We start from the raw sequence: 17,185 nt of genomic DNA, 5'->3' as shown, positions 1-17,185 counted from the left end.
TGAGGCCTCTGCGGATGCCGTCCCGGCCGCGTGCAACATGGCTGCCATCAGCAGGTGGGGGGGGGAGGCGCTGGCATCCCCGGCCCGAAGTTCCAGCCGGGTTGCCCTGCCACGTTCGGCAGGAATCCGGATGAAGGTGAACCGGTTGTCTTCGTCCCAGTTGCTGGTCCGCGGGCTAAGGCCCGCGCGGACAGGCGCTTGTAGGAGTTCACTGTTGGGGCGGCAAACGCCATGATGGCTGCAGCATGCGCCTGGATGCCCGCTATGGCCCACAGCGCCTCGGGGCTCAAGCCTCCCTCAGGAGTGGCGAAGACGTTCTCGCCTCCCTTCCATAGGGACAGATGCACGTGAAGGCTCTGCCCTCTTCTTCTGTCACCGGCTTGGCCATGAAGTTTGCTCCATGCCCTCGAGGATGGCCAGTTCCTTGATGCCCGATTTCAGCAGGAAGGCCGAATCCGCTGCGCCTAGAACCTCGTCATGCATGAGGTTGATTTCGAACTGGCCGGGTGAGAACTCCTGTTCACTACGGTGACGCGATGTCCATGCCGATGAGCTGCCGATGGATCCGCCCACGGCACCGTCCGGATCCGTGATTCGGTCCATGGTGTATGAGACGCCGTTCGTGGCGTAGGGACGCTACTGCCGTTCGCATCGTTTCCTGAACAGATAGAACTCAGGCTCCCCTGCCGCCACCGCATCCAGGCCCAGGGTGGTCCCAAGAATCTCGTTGGCACGGGTCAGCTGGCTGCGCGGACACAGTTCGGAAGGACGGCCGTGCTCGCTCAGTCGGGACAGCACCCAAAGGGAGTCTGGCTCCCATGGCGGCACGAAGGCCGTCTGCAGATCCAGATGTGCGTGCAGATCCGGATGGGTGGCCAGGGACGGGAATTCCTTGTCGTCCACCGGGACGCCCATCAGGTCCTCGGCGTTCGCCATCTTTGAGTAGGCCACCCCGCCCTCCAGGTGTAGGAGGGATTTCACCGGGTACTGCTTTCCGCGCTGACGTCCGAACAGTCGGAATGAATGACGCGGATGACTTGGATTCCGCGGGCCAAAAGCTGGTTGAGGAAGTCGGCGTCGAAAGCGGGGCGCAGGGCTTCTTGGTCGATAGCAGGGCTTGTCATCGTGCCCTCCTTGCTGGTTGTCGGTATTGCCTGAAGAACGATATGGTGATTATAGTATATAGCTGTTCAGCAAAAGAAACACCGGTATGGAAGAATCCCGCGGATGCGGCCCTGCCGCCTCTGAGCTAATAAGGAGCAAAAAGATGATCAAGCTTTATGACATTGACCATGTCGTCATGGGCGTCAAGGACCTCGACGAGTCTGTCGAATCCTGGCAGAACGAGTTCGGCCTGACCGAGGTCAGCCGTGAAGGCAGCCAGTCCTTCCTCGTATGTAACTACGAAAAGCCCTCGCTGATCCTGCAGAAAACTCCCGAGGCCGGCATCCTCCACGCCGCCTACCAATTGGCGCCGGAGCTGACGCTGGATGATGCGGAAAAGCACCTGAAGGAGAAGCGGGTCCAGTTCACCGGTCCGAGACCGCGGTCTCCTTCGAGGACCTCGAGGCAACGGCATCCAGTTCGTGAACTACCGCCCAAGGAAGGCCAGGACAAGTTCCCCCCGAGTGGCGCCAGGCCACGCAAAGCCACCGCATCGGGGCGCCGCGCAAACTAGGTCATGTGAACTACCTGACCGCGGACATCAACCGACAAGTGGACTTCTACCCTCAACGTGGTGGGAATGAAACTGGCAGATAAGCTCGGCGCAGACGCCGGCGCATTCCTGCACGTCGGTGCGGACCACCATGTCATGGCCTTCGTCAACACCGGCCAGGCGCATTTCCACCACATCGCCTTCGACATGGAGGACTGGGGCCAGATCCGCCAGTCATTCGACCACCTCGCGCAGTACGGCCGGGTCATGCCCTGGGGTCCCGTCCGTCACGGCATCGGGGGCAACCTCGCAGGCTACGTGCGGCTGCCGAGGCAGACTGCTTCATCGAGCTGTACTCCGATATGGAGCAGCTGGATGCAACCCATGAACCCCGCGAGTACCCGATGACCGGCATTCCTCCAATGTGTGGGGCATGCTTCCGCCGCGTTCGTATTTCCGGTTTGATGCAGAATCCATCAAGGCTGAGCGGGAAAGCCTTCAGTCGATCTGGGAGAAGGAGCCGGCACTGCTCGGGGACTAATCTGTGCGGCGGGACCAGCCCTTGGCGGAGGTCCCGCCACAGCTGTGCGGACGGGAATCCACTGCCCGGTTTCGCGAAGGCCGGGGAGGCAGGTATGGGGCATACTCAGAGTGTGAAACTAACGAAGTCCGGATGCCGCCTGGCTGCCGTCGAGCTCATCTCCGAAGACGTCAAGTCGAGCTCGGACTTTTATGCCTGGCTGTTGGGGGCTCCCGCGGAGGGCGGCCCGGAGGCCTGGGACGCCGGCCAGCGCCTGACTGAGAAGGGGATCGCCTCGGTGCGGCGCCCCGAAACCGAAGGCCCGGGTGCAGGATGGGTTCCCGTTTTCCATGTGGAAAACGCCGCGGAGGCGCAGTTCAGGGCTGAGGCTGCCGGGGGAGGCGCCCGTGACCATTCCTCCATCGCCGGCGGCGCGAGGAACTACTTCATCGACGCTGCTGGTGTGTGGACGGCGATAACCGACACCGAGCTTTCCGAAGAAGAACTGTCTTTGGTCGGCCAGACCAACGTCGACTACGGGTCGATGGACACAGCTTCTGCCGCGGATTTCTACTCCAATGTGCTGCATCTGGAACAATTCGAAATTGTCGATGACCCTTATGACTTCAGAATCATCCACGACGACCGGCACATCGTCGCCGGCATCGTGAAATTTGGCGGTACGTTCGCGGAAGCCAGCCGCCGGCCTGGCTCGTCTACTTCGACGTCGACGACGTGGACCAGACCCTCGCTCGGGCCGTCGAAGCAGGTGCGCGCATTGTGGTGCCGGCCAATAACAGCAACATGAACCGCTACGCGGTGCTGCGTGACCCCTATGGACAGGTCTTCGGCCTCAGCCGATACTCCGTCGGCGGCGTGGACAACGTCCGGGCCAGGACAGCAACTGGAACTGTGATGCTGACCGATCTGGTCGACATTGGTGTCTAGCCGCTCCGTCAGTCTCCGGGAACCTCCTCCAAGGCCTTCAGCACCAGCCATAGATTGCTGATCTGTCTAGTGGCGGTGATCTCATGGCCCAACAACTCTTTGATCTGCGCAGTCGGTAGCGCAGCGTATTCCGGTGGATGAAGAGCTCCTCTGCCGTGCTGGCAAACGACCGGTCTGCCGTCAGGAAGATCCGAAGAGTGCGCACCAGCTCCGAGCCGTGGCTCGTGTCGTAGTCCAGAAGCGGCTTGAGGGTCGAGGCTGCGATATCACGCACCGGCACCTGCGTGTTTGTCAGGATCAGCAGATGGCCAAGATCGACAGCGCCGGGATGCTGCAGGCCCGCCCCGCTTCGGCGGCCGCGAGTGCCTCGAAGTACCCCGCGCGTATGCCTGCCGCCCCCACATGGGTCGAGCTGACGCCAACTGATGCCATGGAGCCTATCTCGACATATGGTGCAGCAGGGACTTGGCGATGTGATCGACCATGGGGTCGCTTGGCACAAGCATGAAGATGCCGCCCCTCGACCACGACCCGACAAAAGGCTCGCTCTGATTGCTCAACAGCGTATGAATGTTCCAGGGGACGGATAACAGGCGTTCGCGCCGGGTTTGTCGACTGCCCCAGCAGGACCCGGTACTGCTGCCGCGGGTCAAAGCCGATGCCGCGCAGCCGCTGTTGCCCTCGCCTTCGGAGACCCGGCCATGGATCAGGTCATCGATGAAGTGCTGGGTGAGTTCGCGTTTTCCTTCCTGGCGTGCCCGGAGCCGGCCGATCTCCAGCGTCACCAGATCAACACCCGCATCAACAAGCCGCTGCGGGTCGTTGCCGGTGTTGGCGGCCAGGATGGCGACCGGTTCGTTGTCGACATAGACGCGGCTGGCGGCAACACCCACCGGCAGGGAAAGAGGGCTTGCTGGCCTCCAGGACTTGGGCATAGTCCCATAGGGTCCTGGCTGGTGCCGCGGCGAGGGTATTGCCGTTGAGGTCAAACAACGCGGTGTCGGCACCCAACGCGCGGTGAAGCCCGGCGATGACCCCCTGGAGGCCGCCGCTTCGCGCTGCCCGGATGAGGGACCGCAGGCTCTCCCCGGGGTCGCCGCTCAAGGCTGGAACGGTCGCCCTACCGGTGGAACTGTCCATGGTTCGGTCTCTCCCGAAGCTAATGAGGTGGAGTGGGGCAATGCGGGCATTCGCGAGCCTCTGGTGGCAAGATCCTGTTCAACAGGCACTACAGACAGACCTTGCCATGTTAGTTGATTGTGACCGATGCACTAACACGGCGTCAATTGTTGGCTCGCCGGGACATGGCTGCGCCTCGGCCTGGAGCCCAGAATGAAGACACGCACTACACCGTCTTGTATCTAGGGAGACTCAATATGTCACGAGCATTCGTGCAGACGAAACAGTCGGAAACCGAAGCCACGCCTTCAATTGCAACACCGGGCTCAGCCGAGCCCGGCCTGGCCGGACCGTTCAGTATCCAGGTGCCAACGGAGAAGGACCCGCGTGTAAGGTTCGAGCTTGAACGGCTCCTTAGCCGCGCCCGGGAAATCCGCCCGCGCCTGCGCGCGGCGCAGGCGCAGACCGAGACCGACGGCAAATACGGCACCGACATCCATGAATTCTTCCTGGAGCACGGCTTCTACCGCATGCTTCAGCCGCAACTGTTCGGGGGACTGGAGCTCGGGGTTTCGGCCTTCTATCAGGTGATTGCCGAAGTTGGCCGGGGCTGCCCTTCGACAGCTTGGTGCTTGTCATTGTCCGTGGGTCACTCCCTCACGCTGGGATCGTACTTCGACGAGCGCGCCCAGCGCGAGATCTTCGGCGAGAACGGCTACATGATCTGCCCGGCCAGCGGCAACGGTCGGGACATGTCCGTTGAACGCGTAGACGGCGGCTGGCACGTCAGCGGTTTCTGGCGGTACTGCTCCGGAGCGCCCTACTCCACGCACTTCATGGCAACGACCTACATCCCGGCGAGCGTGCCGGGGATCCGGAGCGCCGCGTCTGGATGATCCTCCGGCGAAGCGACTACGAAGTCCTTGACGACTGGGGCCGCGTCATCGGCATGCGGGGATCCGGCTCCAACAGCATCACAGCGACGAAGGCATTCGTCCCCGACTACTGTGTCTCCGAGGAGAAATGGACCGCCTCGATGTCGGGTCCGACCCCCGGCTCCCGGTTGCACGACAACCCCGTCTACGCCGGACGTTCTTCGGCTTCGCCGAAGGCGAGGTTGCCAGCACATCCGTAGGCCTGGGCTACGCGGCGATTGACGAGTTTGAAAAAATCATCATGAAGACCCGCCACCCGTGGATCAAAGACGGTTCCATCCGGGAGACTACGAGGAATGGCAGCGCGTGCTCGGCATGGCAATCTCCTACGTCGACGGCGCCCAGTCCATTCTGGTGAACAGTTCGCGCCTGTTTGAAGAGTACGCCGCCCGATCCGTCGAAGGCATCGAGCCGTTCGACGAGTCCCGTTCCCTGCGGCTCAACGGCGTCTACTTCGTCGTCGAGGAAACGTCTACAAAGCTGTCGAATGATGTTGCGGAATGCGGGCTCCCAGAACACCGCCGACGGGGCGCCGCTGCAACGCTACTTCCGGGACATTCTCACCACGCGAACGCGGACCGACCAGTTTGAGATGTTCTCCGTCAACACAGCCACAGCCCATCTGAAGGCCTGAGAACCTCACCCTTCCCCGCGATCGTCAAGACGCCAGGTTCACGCCAGCCGCCGTCTTCCGGATCTGACTTACCGATGAAAGGCACCACCATGACTCCAGCAGCGCTGCAGAAAACCTATGTCCCCGGCTCCTCTGTATGGCAGGAACTTACTGCCACCAGCAGCAAAGGCCTGGCCACGTTCTACCGGAATGTGCTCGGTTGGGAACTTTCGCTCGACGGAAGCACTGGCGTGTTTACTCAGGCCGGCGAACCTGTCGCCAGTCTCAGCGTCGACCCCCTGGCGGGGCCCGCCGGGACCGGGTGGCAGGTCTATCTCGGTGCGGACGATGTCCCGGCTGCACTCCTCCGGGCCGAGGCCGCGGGAGCGACCGTTATCAAAGAGGCGCACCAACTCCCGGTATCCGATGAAGCGGCCGTCCTTCTGCGCGATCCCGAGGGCACCATCTTCGGTATCGTCTCCGTGGAGGCCGCACGGCATCACTGCCTTCGCTGATGAACGGCCCATTTGGCCTGGTGGATGTCATGACCCACGATCTGACCGCCGCCACGGCGTTCCAAGCGGCCTTGTTCCCGGAAAACACTCTTGTCCACGTAGAGGAAGGACTGAGTATTTACAGGGACGCGGACGGCAGCCGCTCCGAGAATCAACGTCATCCAGGAGGAACTCCACCCCGTCCTGCCCCCACACTGGCTGGCCTGGTTCGTCGTTGCCGACCAAGCCGCTGCCGCTGAGTCCGCCCAAGCCTCAGGCGGCAGCGTCAACGTCGCTGACCAACCCATCGCCTTCGGCCGTTGGTCTGTGGTTGTAGACCCTTCAGGGGCTGCATTCAAGGCATTGGAGCTCGACCGAGCCATCTAGATCGCGCCGGGTAGACCCGCCGACCCGTAATTTCTTTGCCCCATGCGAACCCGCCCGTACCACTGGTGCCGGGCGAGGCCATTTAAGTCGTCGCAGTCCGCGGTTCAGTCATAATTGTCCCCCGTGCACAATGGGGGCGGTCTTTCCTGTCACAAAACACATCGTTCAGCACCATAGTGCTCGTCACACTGGATACAGATGCACCGCGGAAAGGCGCATGAACCGAACTCACTACAGCAAGCTAAGAGGAGACAGACCATGACTGCCACCATGATTGATCGTCCGACCGCTGTCATCCAGGACGTCTGTGCAGCCAACGCCAAGCAGGCCTTCGGACACTTTCCCAGCGGAGTTGTCGCCGTCGGTGCGATGCTTGACGGGTCGCCCGCAGGCTTCGCGGCGTCCTCATTCACCACAGTTTTCCTGGGAACCGGCCCTCGTGTCGATTTGCGTCCAGCGCAATAGCAAGACCTGGGCTGCGCTGAGCGGACAAGACGTATAGGTATTTCTGTGCTGTCCGAACGCCAGGGCGAACTCGCGTTCCAGCTCTCCTCCCGTAACCGCGACCGCTTTGCCGGCCTTGATTGGGAGCCAAGCGACCAAGCGCGCTGTTTATCGGTGGTGCGGTGGCGTGGATGGACTGTTCTGTCTATCAGGAAATCCCCGCGGGGACCACTCGATCGTCATCTTCAAAGTCCACGGACTGGGTACGGCCGAGGAGAGTCCCCTGGTCTACCACCGCCAGACCGTCCGCAAGATGGTCACGGCCTAAGTCCAGCATAGATCCAAGCCGCATCTGCATGGCCGAACAGGCCTGCAGGCAGAAACTCAGAGTGGAGTAAACCCTTGGAAAGCTACGACGCCCTCCTGGCTTCAATCACCCCGACCACCGGAGAAACCCGGACCATCCTCGATCCCGCCACGGGCACCGCCGTCGGCGAGGCCCCAGTCCACACCGTTGCGGACCTCGAGGCCGCGATCGCTGCCGCCGCTGCCGCCCAGCCCGCGTGGGCTGCGCTGGGCCACGACGCCCGGTCCGCCGCGCTCATGAGGGCCGCCGACGCCGTCGAACGCTCCGCCGAAGAACTCGCCCGGCTGCTCTCCCGCGAGCAGGCAAGCCGCTGAACGGCCCCAACGCCCGTTTCGAAGTCGGTGCCTGCGCCGCGTGGCTGCGCGCCGCCGCCGCCACGCCGCTGGAGGCGGAAACCGTGGTGGACGACGGCGAAACCCGCGCCGAACTGCACTACGGCCCATCGGCGTCGTGGGCGCGATCGGTCCCTGGAACTGGCCCATGATGATCACCGTCTGGCAGATCGCCCCCGCCCTGCGCATGGGCAACGCCGTGGTGGTCAAACCCTCCGAATACACCCCGCTGTCCGTCCTCGCACTGGCCGCGATCATCAACGAGGAACTTCCTGAAGGCCTGCTCACGGTGGTCTCCGGCGGGCGCGAGGTCGGCGCCCGCCTGGCCGAACACCCCTCCATCGGCAAGGTCATGTTCACCGGCTCCACCGCCACCGGCAAAGCGATCATCCGCTCCTCGGCGGACACGGTCAAACGCCTCACCCTCGAGCTCGGCGGCAACGACGCCGGCATCGTCCTGCCCGACGCCGACCCGAAAGCGATCGCCGAAGGCCTCTTCTGGGGCGCGTTCATCAACACCGGCCAGACCTGCGCGGCACTCAAGCGCCTCTACGTCCACGACTCGCTCTATGAAGCCGTGTGCACCGAACTCACCAAGGTTGCCGCGGCAATGCCCATGGGCAACGGACTGGATGAGGCCAACGTGCTCGGCCCGCTGCAGAACCGGCAACAGTTCGACATCGTCACAAGGCTTGTGGACGCAGCCCGCGAATCCGGCGCCACAATCCTGCTCGGCGGAAACCCCGAGACCGGCCAACCCGGCAACTTCTACCCCACCACCCTCGTGGCCGACATCGACAACAACAACCCCCTCGTAGCCGAGGAACAGTTCGGCCCCGCCCTGCCCATCATCCGCTACAACACAATCGATGACGCGATCGCCAAAGCGAACGCGCTCGACGTCGGACTCGGCGCCTCCGTCTGGTCCTCCAACCTCGACGAGGCCCGGAACGTCGCCGCCCGCCTGCAAGCCGGAACCGTGTGGATCAACAAGCACGGCGCAGTGGACCCCCGCATCCCGTTCGGCGGCGCGAAGCAATCCGGCTACGGCCTCGAATTCGGCGTCGAAGGCCTCAAAGCCCTCGGCGTGCCGCAGATCATCAACGGCTAGCTACGACTTCTGAACCGGGTGTTCGAGGACCGAAGCTCTACCTCTCACCGGTCATGGACCTCTTCGACCGGCAGATCATCTCCTATTCGATCGGGTCCTCTCCGAACCTGGAGCTGACCAACGCTTTCTTACTTAGCCAGTCCAACTTCCGGGGACCAGTTCATCAGGTGAAGGAGCGTTCCGAAACAGGGTGCCGGATGTGAGCGGGCGTTGGGTTAGTTTGCTGCGGTGAAACGGGCGCGGCGGTGGCCGGAGTTTCGATTTCATCCAGCATGGCGACGGCGTAGTCCTGAGTGGAAATGCTGTTGCCCGCGGGGGAATCCTGGGCGGTAGAGTAGTTCCCCGTGCGCTCACCGGGTTGGATGATGGGTGCCGGCGCCAGGACGGTCCAGTCCAGGGTCTCGGGAGCTTCCTTGACGGCGGCGAAGGCTGCGGCCGCGGTGGTGGCTTCGGCCTTGTAGGCCTCCGGAAAATCAGGTGAATCGAGGAGGCGAACGCCGTCGATCTCCAGGGTGCCTGCGCCGCCGACGATCATCAGGCGCGTACCTTCCGCGTTGCTGTAAGCGGTATCCATCGCTGCAAGCCATTCTCCGTGGTCTCCCCCGGTGCGGCTCGGCCCGGTGGCGAGAATAACGGCGTCGTGCTCATTGGCGATCTCCGCGAAGCTCTGACCATCACCGAGATCGGCGGCGAGGGCCTTCGCTCCAGCAACCTCTGAGCCCCTGCGGGAGATGGCCGTAACCTCGTGGCCGCGGGTGAGGGATTCGTTAACGATCTGGCTTCCGACCATGCCTGTTGCGCCGTAAACTGCGATTTTCATGACTCTCCTTGGGTTGCTATCCTTGCAATAGAAACACAGTATCTATTTGATATCGATAGCCTCAAAGGAACTTAGTTACCCCTATGGAAACCAATGCACTGCCGGCAAACGTTTTGGACCCTGATTGCCCGTCCCGCGTGATCTTCCAACGCATCGGCGATAAATGGGCTTCGCTGGTGGTCCAAGTTCTCGCAGATGGCCCGGTCCGCTTTTCCGAGCTCCGCAAGATGGTCCACGTGGTGACGCCGAAAGTGCTGACTCAAACCCTTCGTTCCCTTGAGCGCGACGGGCTGATCAGACGAACTGTGTATGCGCAGGTGCCGCCTCGCGTCGACTATGAGTTGACTGCGCTGGGAGCATCATTGTTGGGACCCCTGAAGCAATTACGCCAATGGGCGGAAGACCATGTGCCCAGCATTCTCGAGGCCCGCGACGTCTACGACGATGCCCAGGATGAGGCTGTCCTAAGAGGCTGACCCGGCTCGCTCTACCCAACTGACTAGCAATAGGTGTCGCTATAACGGCTCAAAACGACATCTAATGCGAGCTAGTTGGGCGGGCCGACGGGTGTCCGCAAGCCGAGGTGCCCGTCGCGCATGGTTGCAACAGAATCTGTGAACGGCAGGAAATCTGTGTCGTGCGTGACCATGACCGTTGCCGTCGCGAACTCGTCCGTGACCTGACGCAGGAGACGCACGATCGACTCACTGCGCTCGTGATCCAATGCCGCTGTCGGCTCGTCCACGAGTAAGACCCGGGGCCGACCCATGAGCGCGCGTGCAATGTTCACGCGCTGCCGCTGGCCTCCCGAGAGCTGGTGCGTCGCTTGCTGAGTGAAGCACCAAGTCCGACGACGTCGAGTAGTTCCGAAGCGCGCTTGCGTGCCGGTGCGGACGGCTTTCCCCGAGATGATCGCCGATGATCAGCTGCTCGACGGCCGTCAGTGAAGGCAAGAGATTGGGCTGCTGGAAGATGATGCCGACCTTTTCCCGACGCAGGGCGGTGAGTTCGGTGTCGTTTAGTCCTGTTGTATCTTCGCCGTCGATGATGACGAGTCCGGAACTTGGCCGACCAGTGTGGCCGCCACCGCCAGAAGCGAAGATTTTCCCGAGCCGGACGGGCCCACGAGGGAGAAGAATTCACCGGCGTCCACCCGGAGATGCACGGAGTCCAGGGCCTTGAGCGTGGACTCTCCGTCCGGGTATTCCAAGGTGACGTTGACTAGGTTGAGTACAGGATTCATGAATATGCCTTTCGCAGAATATTTGAGCTGAAAACAGCCGGATCTAGTTGCCGCCGAGTGCGATGAGCGGATCCACCTTGGTGATGCTTCGTACTGCCACCGCCGCACCGCCTAGCCCCAGGAGCACAATCCCGGCAATGGGCAGGAGCGTTGTCAGCGGAGTCACGAGGAACGGGGCCGCTTGTGCGGCGAAGACGCCACCCAGCACGCCAAGCCCACCGCCAAGTCCAGCCCCGGCCAGCAAGACAATTCCTGCTTGGACCAGCGCGTCACGAACCACGTAGCCGGACGAGGCACCGATGGCCTTGAGCACGGCGATGTCACGTGTGCGCTGGACAGTCCAGACGGTGAGGAAGGCCACGATGACGAGCGCCGAGATGCCATAGAGGAAGGCCTGCATGAGCATCAAGGACCCGTTTTCACTCTTGTACGAGCCGAGAGCCTGGAAGGAGCCGCTGGGGGTTGCGCTGACCGTGCGGCCGCCGCATTGGCGGCATTGATGTCCACGGAGGCACCGGCGTCGTACGACACCGCGAGGACCGTCCCGATCGATTCCGCGGCAGGAATATGTGCGAGCTTCTGCCACGTAGCCCGTGAGGTCCAAACAACTCCGGTGTGCGAATACCACTCATCGTGGGTGATCGCGGAGACCGTCATGCCGGTACCACCCACGGTCACCCGGCTGCCGACAATCAACGAGAGTTCCTTTGCCAAGGACTCCCCGACCACCACCTCGCCTTCCTTGACCGCCACAGGCGAGATGCCGCCGTCGGACCCGAAACCGCGACGTTGGCAGTGCCAGCAGCATTGTTGGCCGAATCGAGGGACTGAAGCCTCGTCTGGGTGATACCGACGGCCTCGGCAGCGGAAACACCGGGGCGGTTTCGCCAAGCGTCGAGCTGCTTGCCCGAGATTTCCGATTCCGTAAATGACGCCCTGGCCTCGCCCCCGGCGGGGGCGCCGAAGACGATTTGTTGCGCCGGGAGGGCTGCGATCGCCGACGTCGACTGATTGCCCAGGCCTGCAGTGAGTCCCGAGAGCATAACGAGAGGAGCGTGATCAGGGCGACGACGCTTCCCATCAGGGCGAAACGGCCCTTGGCAAAGCGGATGTCGCGCACGGCGAGAAACATGGAATTCCTTTGGTTGGGAGGCGACCTTCTGGTCTTGTTTCAACTCTCCGGGCAGAAGACGCATGGGACATCAGGAGGTGGATTGACCTGTCGGATCGCCTTGGCTGATCGAGGATCATCCGTTTGGTTGATTCAGCCCGAATGGCGCGGAATCCGGGCAGAAGTGTCGGGGTGCGGGGATACGCTGGAGGGCTGCAGGGAGACGATTTGCAGCAAGCCACCGCGCAAGCCGCGCTGCCCCAGCTGCTAGGTGACACGGCGCAGCCGAGCGGTTCTGTTGTGATCTTGCGTGTCCTGCGGGTCAGTCTGCACGTCGGTTTTGCGGTGCTTTTGCTGGTGGCCCTCGTAAGGCTCGCGACCGCCGGCCTTTCTCCCATGGCCACTGGGACGGGACTGGTTCTTGCCGTCGCTTCTGGCTGCCGTCTATCTCGCGGGGACAGTTCTTGAGAAGAGGCATGCGGGGAACCCTGAGCGCTTCAACCCGCAACCTTACCCGCGCTGGTGGCTTGCCGCCGTGAGTTTCCTGTGGGTGCTCCTCATGCTCATCAGTCCGGACTTTGCGTGGATAGCTTTCCCGTTGTTTCTTCGTGCAACTGCATATCTTGCCGCGGCGCCTCGCCTTGGCCGCCATAGCTGCCAGCACCGCACTCCTGATCGCGGCCATGTGGTTCCACAACCGTGGTGTCGGGGCGGATGCCTTGCAACTTCCCATGGTCCTCGGCCTGTTTTCGGGGCCGCCTTCGCTGTTGTCACCGCCTGGCATATCGGGCGCTCTACATCGAGGCAGAGAATCAGCGCCTTGCCGCTGAGGAATTGCGCCGCACCCGAGCCGAGCTGGCACTCAGCCAGCACGACGCCGGTGTGCTGGCTGAGCGGGAAAGGCTCGCCCGCGAAATCCACGACACCCTGGCGCATGGGATTCTCGAGCATCGTCCTGATGGGCCGTTCGGCGGAGAAAGCCCTCGACGCAGGAGACAGCGTCACGGCCCATGATCGCCTCAAAACCGTCCGCGAGACCGCAGAGAGCAACCTGCGGAGGCCCGGAACTTTGTCCGTGGACTGGGATCCCCCGAGCTGGCGGAAGCCGGCTGGCCGACACCCTGCGACGCCTCTGCACGAAAACCGAGGCCGAAGCAGCCGCGCGCGGGGCCACGCTGCGGTGTCGCTTCGAGCTCCAGGGCACTCCAATGCCGCTGCCGAACCCCTACCAGACCACCTTGTTGCGCGCAGCTCAGTCTTCCCTTGCGAACGTGTGGGCGCATGCCCACGCGAGCACCGCCGTCGTCACCCTGTCCTTCCTGGACACCGAGGTGACCATGGATGTGTTCGACGACGGCGTAGGCTTCGATCCCACCCGCCGCGGCCGCCGCGGCAACACGGGGTGACGGGACCGGCGTCGGGCTCAAAAGCCTGCGTGAGCGGCTTGCGGCCCTTAATGGAACGCTCGACGTCGAGTCGGCTCGCGGGGAGGGGACCGTCGTGGCAGTCCGGCTGCCGCTGGGTACTGGCAACCTGGCCTGGAGGCGTCCCCATGACCAACAACATCAGGGTCTTGTTGGTTGATGATCATCCCGTGGTCCGCGCGGGGCTCCGGGCAATGCTTGCCGACTTCGAGGGAGTCCGAGTGGTGGCGGAAGCGTCCGACGGCGATGCTGCCTTGGCAGAGCTGTCAAAGCTCCATGCCCTCGGCGAGCCCGTGGACGTGGTTCTCATGGATTTGCAAATGGGCTCGGGGATGACGGCGTCACTGCCACCGCCAAGATCAAGGCAGGTGTTGCCGGGACTCCCCCACCGCCGGTCCTGATCCTGACCACGTACGACAACGACGCCGACATACTCGCCGCGGTGGAGGCCGGTGCGAGCGGATACATGCTCAAGGATGCGCCGCCCGAGCAGATCCGGCAGGCCGTGGTGAGTGCAGCGGCCGGCCGGACAGCACTCGCGCCTGAGTTGCCGCGCGGCTCATGGGCCGTATCCGCAATCCGGTGCCCGCGCTGAGTACGCGGGAAGTCCAACTTGTAGAGCTTCTTGCCACCGGGATGAGCAACCGCGCGATGGCGAGGCAACTCTTCATTTCCGAGGCCACCGTGAAGACGCACTTGGTACACATCTACGCCAAGCTGGGCGTGGACAACCGGACGGCGGCCATCGCGGTGGCGACGCAGCGCAGGATCATCCGGAACCAATAGCCCGTTTAGACCCAACTAACTCGCAGTTGTTGACGTTATGGGCGCTCTAAGCGACAACAATTGCGAGTTAGTTGGGCAAGGGGCACCCAGGTGGTCCATCACAAAAGCGCAACGTACCGCGCCATGAATCAAGAGCGCCAAGCATAGAAGGCATAATGGCGCAAATGGGGAAAACGAAGAATCTTGTCCTGGGGTTTGCCGCCCTGATGATTGCTGGCTCGCTGTCCGCTTGCGACGACGGCCGTTCCGGGGCGGAGGGCGCGGCCAACAACTCGCCTCGTCCTTTGGCGGCGCTCGACGTCGGATCACTCTCTCTTGACGGCAAAGATGCCGCGTCCGCAAATGAGCAGCTCAAGGCGGTGTTTCGCGGTCCTCGACCCCGCCAAGCCTTCCGTTGAAAGCGGGGAGTAAAGCTCGACGGCGACAAAGCCTCGGTCCCGCTCAACTACACGTGGAAAGTCGGAACCACGGAGTGGAAGTACACCTCCCAGGCGACGCTCAAGAAGTCGGGTGACAAATGGGCCGTCCAGTGGACTCCGGCACTCTTGGAGCCGGATCTGAAGGACGGGGAGGTTCTCGACAAGACCGTCACTACGCCGGCCAGGGCTGATGTCCTGGGCGCCGGGGATGCCAAATTGGTCAGCTACCGTCCGGTGGTTCAGGTGGGCATCGACAAGACCACGATCGGATCGGCGGATCCTGCGGCTTCGGCGGCGAAGCTCGCGCAACTGGTCGGCGTGGACGAAGCCGTGTACGTGAAGCAGGTCCAGGCGGCCGGCCCGCAGGCCTTCGTCAGTGCCATCACCCTGCGGCAGGAGGGCCGGTCGATCACAGACGAGCAAATTTCGTCCATCCCCGGCGCCCGCGGCATTCCAGATTTCCTGCCTTTGGCGCCGACGCGAACCTTCGCTCGCGCACTATTGGGCACCGCAGCCGAGGCAAGCGCCGAGCAGATCCAAAAGGCCGGAGGTGCCCTCAAACAGGGAGACACAGTCGGAACCGGTGGTCTGCAGGAACAATACGATGCCCAACTCCGCGGCCAGGATGGGGTTTCCATCAAGACGCGGCCGCAAGGCATGACGGATGAGCAGATCAAGGCGCGAAGCCCGATCCCCGTAGAGTGCTTTTCGCCGTTAATGCGAAGCCCGGCGATCCGCTCAAAACCACACTGGATCCTCGCCTGCAGCAACTTGCCGAGGATACTTTGACGGGCGTTGGTCCCGCTTCGGCTATTGTGGCGCTCCGACCCTCCACCGGCGCGGTTCTGGCTGCGGCTTCGGCCCCGGAAGCAACGGCTACAACACGGCAATGCTCGGGCAATATGCCCCAGGATCCACGTTCAAGATCGTCGATTCCCTAGCGATGATCCGCAATGGAATGACGCCGGATTCGACGGTTGAATGCACGCCGACAATTTCGGTGGATGGCCGGACATTCAAGAACGCCGAGGGCTATCCGGTGACTTCCTTGGGCTCTATCGCCCTGCGGGATGCTTTTGCCATTCGTGCAACACGGCATTCATCAGCGCACGGGACAAGGTCAGCCAAGCCCAGCTCGAATCCGCGGCAACTTCCCTGGGGCTCGCGGTCCAAGCACCGAAGCTGGGGGCCGATGCCTTCCTGGGCTCAGTCCCCGGAAACGCGGACGGCACGGAGCACGCAGCCTCCATGATTGGCCAAGGCAAAGTGCTGCTCTCCCCGCTTGCTGCTGCGGTCATGGCAGCTTCCGTGGGCCACGGCGCGCCGGTGTCGCCACAACTCGTCCTGAACCCCGGCTCAGTCTCACCCTCCACAGGTGCCACTCCCTCGCCGTCGGGCTCGCCGTCGTCGTCCCCGACCGCGTCGGCAGCCCCGCGCCTGCCGCTTCCGACAAGCCAGTCACCCCTGCGGAGGCGGCCGCGCTGGCGACATGATGCGTGCCGTGGTGACTTCCGGTCATGCTGGTTTCCTCGCGTCGGTGCCGGGCGCGCCGGTGGGTGCGAAGACCGGGACGGCCGAGTTCGGAAACGACAACCCGCCCAAGACACATGCTTGGATCGTTGCAGTGCACGGCGATCTGGCAGTGGCAGTGTTCGTGGAAGACGGCGGTCTCGGGGCGACCACGAGCGGCCCGTTGCTCAAGTCGTTCCTGACCGCCGCCGGCTAAGCTACACAATCTCAGACGCATGCATATGTGCAGGAGGATCCGTCATTTCGGCTCGATACGTGAGCGAGCGTCGGCCCTAGACACACCCACAACGCCGGGTGCACACTTAATTCAACGCTTGTTGAATTAGCTGCATGAATTAGCTGCATGAATTAGTTGCACCCTCTGGGAGTGGCCATGGACCAGCTTGAAAGCACCACGTGCGTCATCGCGGGCGGAGGGCCGGCCGGGGTGATGCTCGGACTCTTGCTGGCGCGGGCTGGCGTCGACGTCACCGTCCTCGAAAAGCACGCCGACTTCCTGCGCGATTTCCGTGGCGACACCGTCCATGCCTCTACCATCCGGCTCCTGGATGAGCTCGGGCTGGGCGAGGGATTCCGGGCACTCCCCCAAAGCAAGCTCGGCAATTTCAAACTCCCCACGGACCGCGGAGAGGTGACGCTCACAGACTTCGACCGCCTCAAGCCACCCTACGATTACGTGGCCATGGTTCCGCAGTGGGACCTCCTGAACTTCCTGGTGGACGCCGCGCAGCAAGAGCCGCATTTCACGCTCAGGATGAACACTGAAGCCACGAATTTGGTGTACGACGACGGCGCGAAGGTCGCCGGGTGGCGTACCGCACCCGGGACGCGGCGTCGGGAGAGGAAACCGGCTCGGGCGAGCTGCGCGCAACGTTAACGGTGGCCTGTGATGGCCGCAGCTCGGTACTCCGAAGAAGGCAGGCCT

At 63.0% G+C, this 17,185-nt stretch carries 28 protein-coding genes and 5 pseudogenes; 20 read left to right on the top strand and 13 right to left on the bottom strand.

The window, feature by feature from the left end; genetic code table 11:
• The 5 genes and pseudogenes from ACFPLC_RS47370 to ACFPLC_RS47350 form a co-directional block, all read right to left on the bottom strand.
• Positions 1-165 (bottom strand): annotated as a pseudogene (locus ACFPLC_RS47370) (hypothetical protein); the annotation flags it as partial.
• A 26-nt stretch (positions 166-191) separates the two neighbouring features.
• Positions 192-356 (bottom strand): annotated as a pseudogene (glnA, locus tag ACFPLC_RS47365) (glutamine synthetase); the annotation flags it as partial.
• A 16-nt stretch (positions 357-372) separates the two neighbouring features.
• A complete protein-coding gene (locus ACFPLC_RS47360) occupies positions 373-603 on the bottom strand; it encodes a hypothetical protein (protein ID WP_378236368.1) in 231 nt (76 codons plus the stop codon).
• A 33-nt stretch (positions 604-636) separates the two neighbouring features.
• Positions 637-936 (bottom strand): hypothetical protein, encoded by a 300-nt coding sequence (locus ACFPLC_RS47355; RefSeq protein ID WP_378236367.1) that lies wholly within the window; start codon positions 934-936, stop codon positions 637-639.
• Positions 937-977: 41 nt separating this feature from the next.
• Complete coding sequence (locus tag ACFPLC_RS47350) at positions 978-1,124, bottom strand: hypothetical protein (protein ID WP_378236366.1); 147 nt, start codon at positions 1,122-1,124, stop codon at positions 978-980.
• Between the two features lie 143 nt (positions 1,125-1,267).
• Between ACFPLC_RS47350 and ACFPLC_RS47345 the strand changes: the two genes are divergently transcribed.
• The 4 genes from ACFPLC_RS47345 (at position 1,268) to ACFPLC_RS47330 (ending at position 3,125) form a co-directional block, all read left to right on the top strand.
• Positions 1,268-1,678: a VOC family protein gene (locus ACFPLC_RS47345; protein WP_378236365.1), complete on the top strand. Its 411-nt coding sequence runs from the start codon at positions 1,268-1,270 to the stop codon at positions 1,676-1,678.
• Positions 1,679-1,744: 66 nt separating this feature from the next.
• Positions 1,745-2,065 carry a VOC family protein gene (locus tag ACFPLC_RS47340; protein ID WP_378236364.1) on the top strand — a complete coding sequence of 107 codons (321 nt, stop codon included), beginning with the start codon at positions 1,745-1,747 and terminating at the stop codon, positions 2,063-2,065.
• Positions 2,066-2,310: 245 nt separating this feature from the next.
• The gene (locus ACFPLC_RS47335; protein WP_378236363.1) at positions 2,311-2,985 is read left to right on the top strand and encodes a hypothetical protein; all 675 of its coding nucleotides are present in this window, start codon (positions 2,311-2,313) and stop codon (positions 2,983-2,985) included.
• A complete protein-coding gene (locus ACFPLC_RS47330; protein ID WP_378236362.1) occupies positions 2,913-3,125 on the top strand; it encodes a VOC family protein in 213 nt (70 codons plus the stop codon). The genes ACFPLC_RS47335 and ACFPLC_RS47330 overlap by 73 nt, the downstream gene beginning before the upstream one ends.
• A gap of 37 nt (positions 3,126-3,162) precedes the next feature.
• On the opposite strand, the gene ACFPLC_RS47325 is transcribed toward ACFPLC_RS47330, so the two are convergent.
• Both ACFPLC_RS47325 and ACFPLC_RS47320 read right to left on the bottom strand, forming a co-directional pair.
• Entirely contained in the window at positions 3,163-3,330 is a 168-nt protein-coding gene (locus ACFPLC_RS47325; protein WP_378236372.1) for a helix-turn-helix domain-containing protein, read from the bottom strand.
• 92 nt (positions 3,331-3,422) lie between these two features.
• Positions 3,423-3,749: a hypothetical protein gene (locus ACFPLC_RS47320; RefSeq protein WP_378236371.1), complete on the bottom strand. Its 327-nt coding sequence runs from the start codon at positions 3,747-3,749 to the stop codon at positions 3,423-3,425.
• 767 nt (positions 3,750-4,516) lie between these two features.
• Between ACFPLC_RS47320 and ACFPLC_RS47315 the strand changes: the two genes are divergently transcribed.
• The 6 genes from ACFPLC_RS47315 to ACFPLC_RS47290 all read left to right on the top strand — a co-directional run bounded on the left by ACFPLC_RS47315 (position 4,517) and on the right by ACFPLC_RS47290 (position 8,927).
• Positions 4,517-5,140, top strand: coding sequence for an acyl-CoA dehydrogenase family protein (locus ACFPLC_RS47315; protein ID WP_378236361.1), 624 nt, complete (start codon positions 4,517-4,519; stop codon positions 5,138-5,140).
• A 526-nt stretch (positions 5,141-5,666) separates the two neighbouring features.
• The gene (locus tag ACFPLC_RS47310) at positions 5,667-5,813 is read left to right on the top strand and encodes a hypothetical protein (protein WP_378236360.1); all 147 of its coding nucleotides are present in this window, start codon (positions 5,667-5,669) and stop codon (positions 5,811-5,813) included.
• A 74-nt stretch (positions 5,814-5,887) separates the two neighbouring features.
• The gene (locus ACFPLC_RS47305; RefSeq protein ID WP_378236359.1) at positions 5,888-6,307 is read left to right on the top strand and encodes a VOC family protein; all 420 of its coding nucleotides are present in this window, start codon (positions 5,888-5,890) and stop codon (positions 6,305-6,307) included.
• 624 nt (positions 6,308-6,931) lie between these two features.
• Complete coding sequence (locus ACFPLC_RS47300; protein WP_378236358.1) at positions 6,932-7,138, top strand: flavin reductase family protein; 207 nt, start codon at positions 6,932-6,934, stop codon at positions 7,136-7,138.
• Positions 7,139-7,519: 381 nt separating this feature from the next.
• Positions 7,520-7,798, top strand: a complete 279-nt coding sequence (locus tag ACFPLC_RS47295; protein ID WP_378236357.1) for an aldehyde dehydrogenase family protein — start codon at positions 7,520-7,522, stop codon at positions 7,796-7,798.
• A gap of 166 nt (positions 7,799-7,964) precedes the next feature.
• A complete protein-coding gene (locus tag ACFPLC_RS47290; protein ID WP_378236356.1) occupies positions 7,965-8,927 on the top strand; it encodes an aldehyde dehydrogenase family protein in 963 nt (320 codons plus the stop codon).
• Between the two features lie 163 nt (positions 8,928-9,090).
• Here ACFPLC_RS47290 and ACFPLC_RS47285 read toward each other — a convergent pair whose 3' ends face one another.
• Positions 9,091-9,747: an NAD(P)-dependent oxidoreductase gene (locus ACFPLC_RS47285; protein WP_378236354.1), complete on the bottom strand. Its 657-nt coding sequence runs from the start codon at positions 9,745-9,747 to the stop codon at positions 9,091-9,093.
• Between the two features lie 83 nt (positions 9,748-9,830).
• On the opposite strand from ACFPLC_RS47285, the gene ACFPLC_RS47280 reads away from it, so the two are divergent.
• A complete protein-coding gene (locus ACFPLC_RS47280) occupies positions 9,831-10,223 on the top strand; it encodes a winged helix-turn-helix transcriptional regulator (RefSeq protein ID WP_345052750.1) in 393 nt (130 codons plus the stop codon).
• A gap of 71 nt (positions 10,224-10,294) precedes the next feature.
• Here the strand turns inward: ACFPLC_RS47280 and ACFPLC_RS47275 are convergent, their stop codons facing one another.
• The 5 genes and pseudogenes from ACFPLC_RS47275 to ACFPLC_RS47255 all read right to left on the bottom strand — a co-directional run bounded on the left by ACFPLC_RS47275 (position 10,295) and on the right by ACFPLC_RS47255 (position 11,743).
• The gene (locus tag ACFPLC_RS47275) at positions 10,295-10,444 is read right to left on the bottom strand and encodes a hypothetical protein (protein WP_378236353.1); all 150 of its coding nucleotides are present in this window, start codon (positions 10,442-10,444) and stop codon (positions 10,295-10,297) included.
• Between the two features lie 42 nt (positions 10,445-10,486).
• Positions 10,487-10,657: pseudogene (locus ACFPLC_RS47270) on the bottom strand (ATP-binding cassette domain-containing protein); the annotation flags it as partial.
• A 108-nt stretch (positions 10,658-10,765) separates the two neighbouring features.
• Entirely contained in the window at positions 10,766-10,990 is a 225-nt protein-coding gene (locus ACFPLC_RS47265) for an ATP-binding cassette domain-containing protein (RefSeq protein WP_378236352.1), read from the bottom strand.
• A 43-nt stretch (positions 10,991-11,033) separates the two neighbouring features.
• Positions 11,034-11,390 carry an FtsX-like permease family protein gene (locus ACFPLC_RS47260; protein ID WP_378236351.1) on the bottom strand — a complete coding sequence of 119 codons (357 nt, stop codon included), beginning with the start codon at positions 11,388-11,390 and terminating at the stop codon, positions 11,034-11,036.
• 5 nt (positions 11,391-11,395) lie between these two features.
• On the bottom strand, positions 11,396-11,743 hold the full coding sequence (locus ACFPLC_RS47255) for an ABC transporter permease family protein (protein ID WP_378236350.1): 348 nt from the start codon (positions 11,741-11,743) through the stop codon (positions 11,396-11,398).
• Positions 11,744-13,372: 1,629 nt separating this feature from the next.
• Between ACFPLC_RS47255 and ACFPLC_RS47250 the strand changes: the two genes are divergently transcribed.
• The 9 genes and pseudogenes from ACFPLC_RS47250 (at position 13,373) to ACFPLC_RS47210 (ending at position 17,137) form a co-directional block, all read left to right on the top strand.
• The gene (locus ACFPLC_RS47250) at positions 13,373-13,507 is read left to right on the top strand and encodes a hypothetical protein (protein WP_378236349.1); all 135 of its coding nucleotides are present in this window, start codon (positions 13,373-13,375) and stop codon (positions 13,505-13,507) included.
• Entirely contained in the window at positions 13,470-13,685 is a 216-nt protein-coding gene (locus ACFPLC_RS47245; protein WP_378236370.1) for an ATP-binding protein, read from the top strand. Before ACFPLC_RS47250 ends, ACFPLC_RS47245 begins: the two co-directional genes overlap by 38 nt.
• A pseudogene (locus ACFPLC_RS47240) lies at positions 13,654-14,311 on the top strand (response regulator). The gene ACFPLC_RS47245 and the pseudogene ACFPLC_RS47240 overlap by 32 nt, the downstream one beginning before the upstream one ends.
• Positions 14,312-14,475: 164 nt before the next feature.
• Positions 14,476-14,709 (top strand): hypothetical protein, encoded by a 234-nt coding sequence (locus ACFPLC_RS47235; RefSeq protein WP_378236348.1) that lies wholly within the window; start codon positions 14,476-14,478, stop codon positions 14,707-14,709.
• 39 nt (positions 14,710-14,748) lie between these two features.
• A pseudogene (locus tag ACFPLC_RS47230) lies at positions 14,749-14,868 on the top strand (NTF2-like N-terminal transpeptidase domain-containing protein); the annotation flags it as partial.
• Complete coding sequence (locus ACFPLC_RS47225) at positions 14,857-15,519, top strand: hypothetical protein (protein ID WP_378236347.1); 663 nt, start codon at positions 14,857-14,859, stop codon at positions 15,517-15,519. The pseudogene ACFPLC_RS47230 and the gene ACFPLC_RS47225, both read left to right, overlap by 12 nt.
• A 100-nt stretch (positions 15,520-15,619) precedes the next feature.
• On the top strand, positions 15,620-15,982 hold the full coding sequence (locus tag ACFPLC_RS47220) for a penicillin-binding transpeptidase domain-containing protein (RefSeq protein WP_378236346.1): 363 nt from the start codon (positions 15,620-15,622) through the stop codon (positions 15,980-15,982).
• Between the two features lie 237 nt (positions 15,983-16,219).
• Positions 16,220-16,456, top strand: a complete 237-nt coding sequence (locus ACFPLC_RS47215) for a penicillin-binding transpeptidase domain-containing protein (RefSeq protein ID WP_378236345.1) — start codon at positions 16,220-16,222, stop codon at positions 16,454-16,456.
• A 177-nt stretch (positions 16,457-16,633) separates the two neighbouring features.
• Entirely contained in the window at positions 16,634-17,137 is a 504-nt protein-coding gene (locus ACFPLC_RS47210) for an FAD-dependent monooxygenase (protein ID WP_378236369.1), read from the top strand.
• The last annotated feature ends 48 nt before the right edge of the window (positions 17,138-17,185 follow it).

The organism is Amycolatopsis plumensis (assembly GCF_042652605.1).
In the GTDB taxonomy this organism is placed as follows: Bacteria; Actinomycetota; Actinomycetes; order Mycobacteriales; family Pseudonocardiaceae; genus Amycolatopsis; species Amycolatopsis plumensis.
This window is presented reverse-complemented; position numbering and strand designations above follow the sequence as displayed.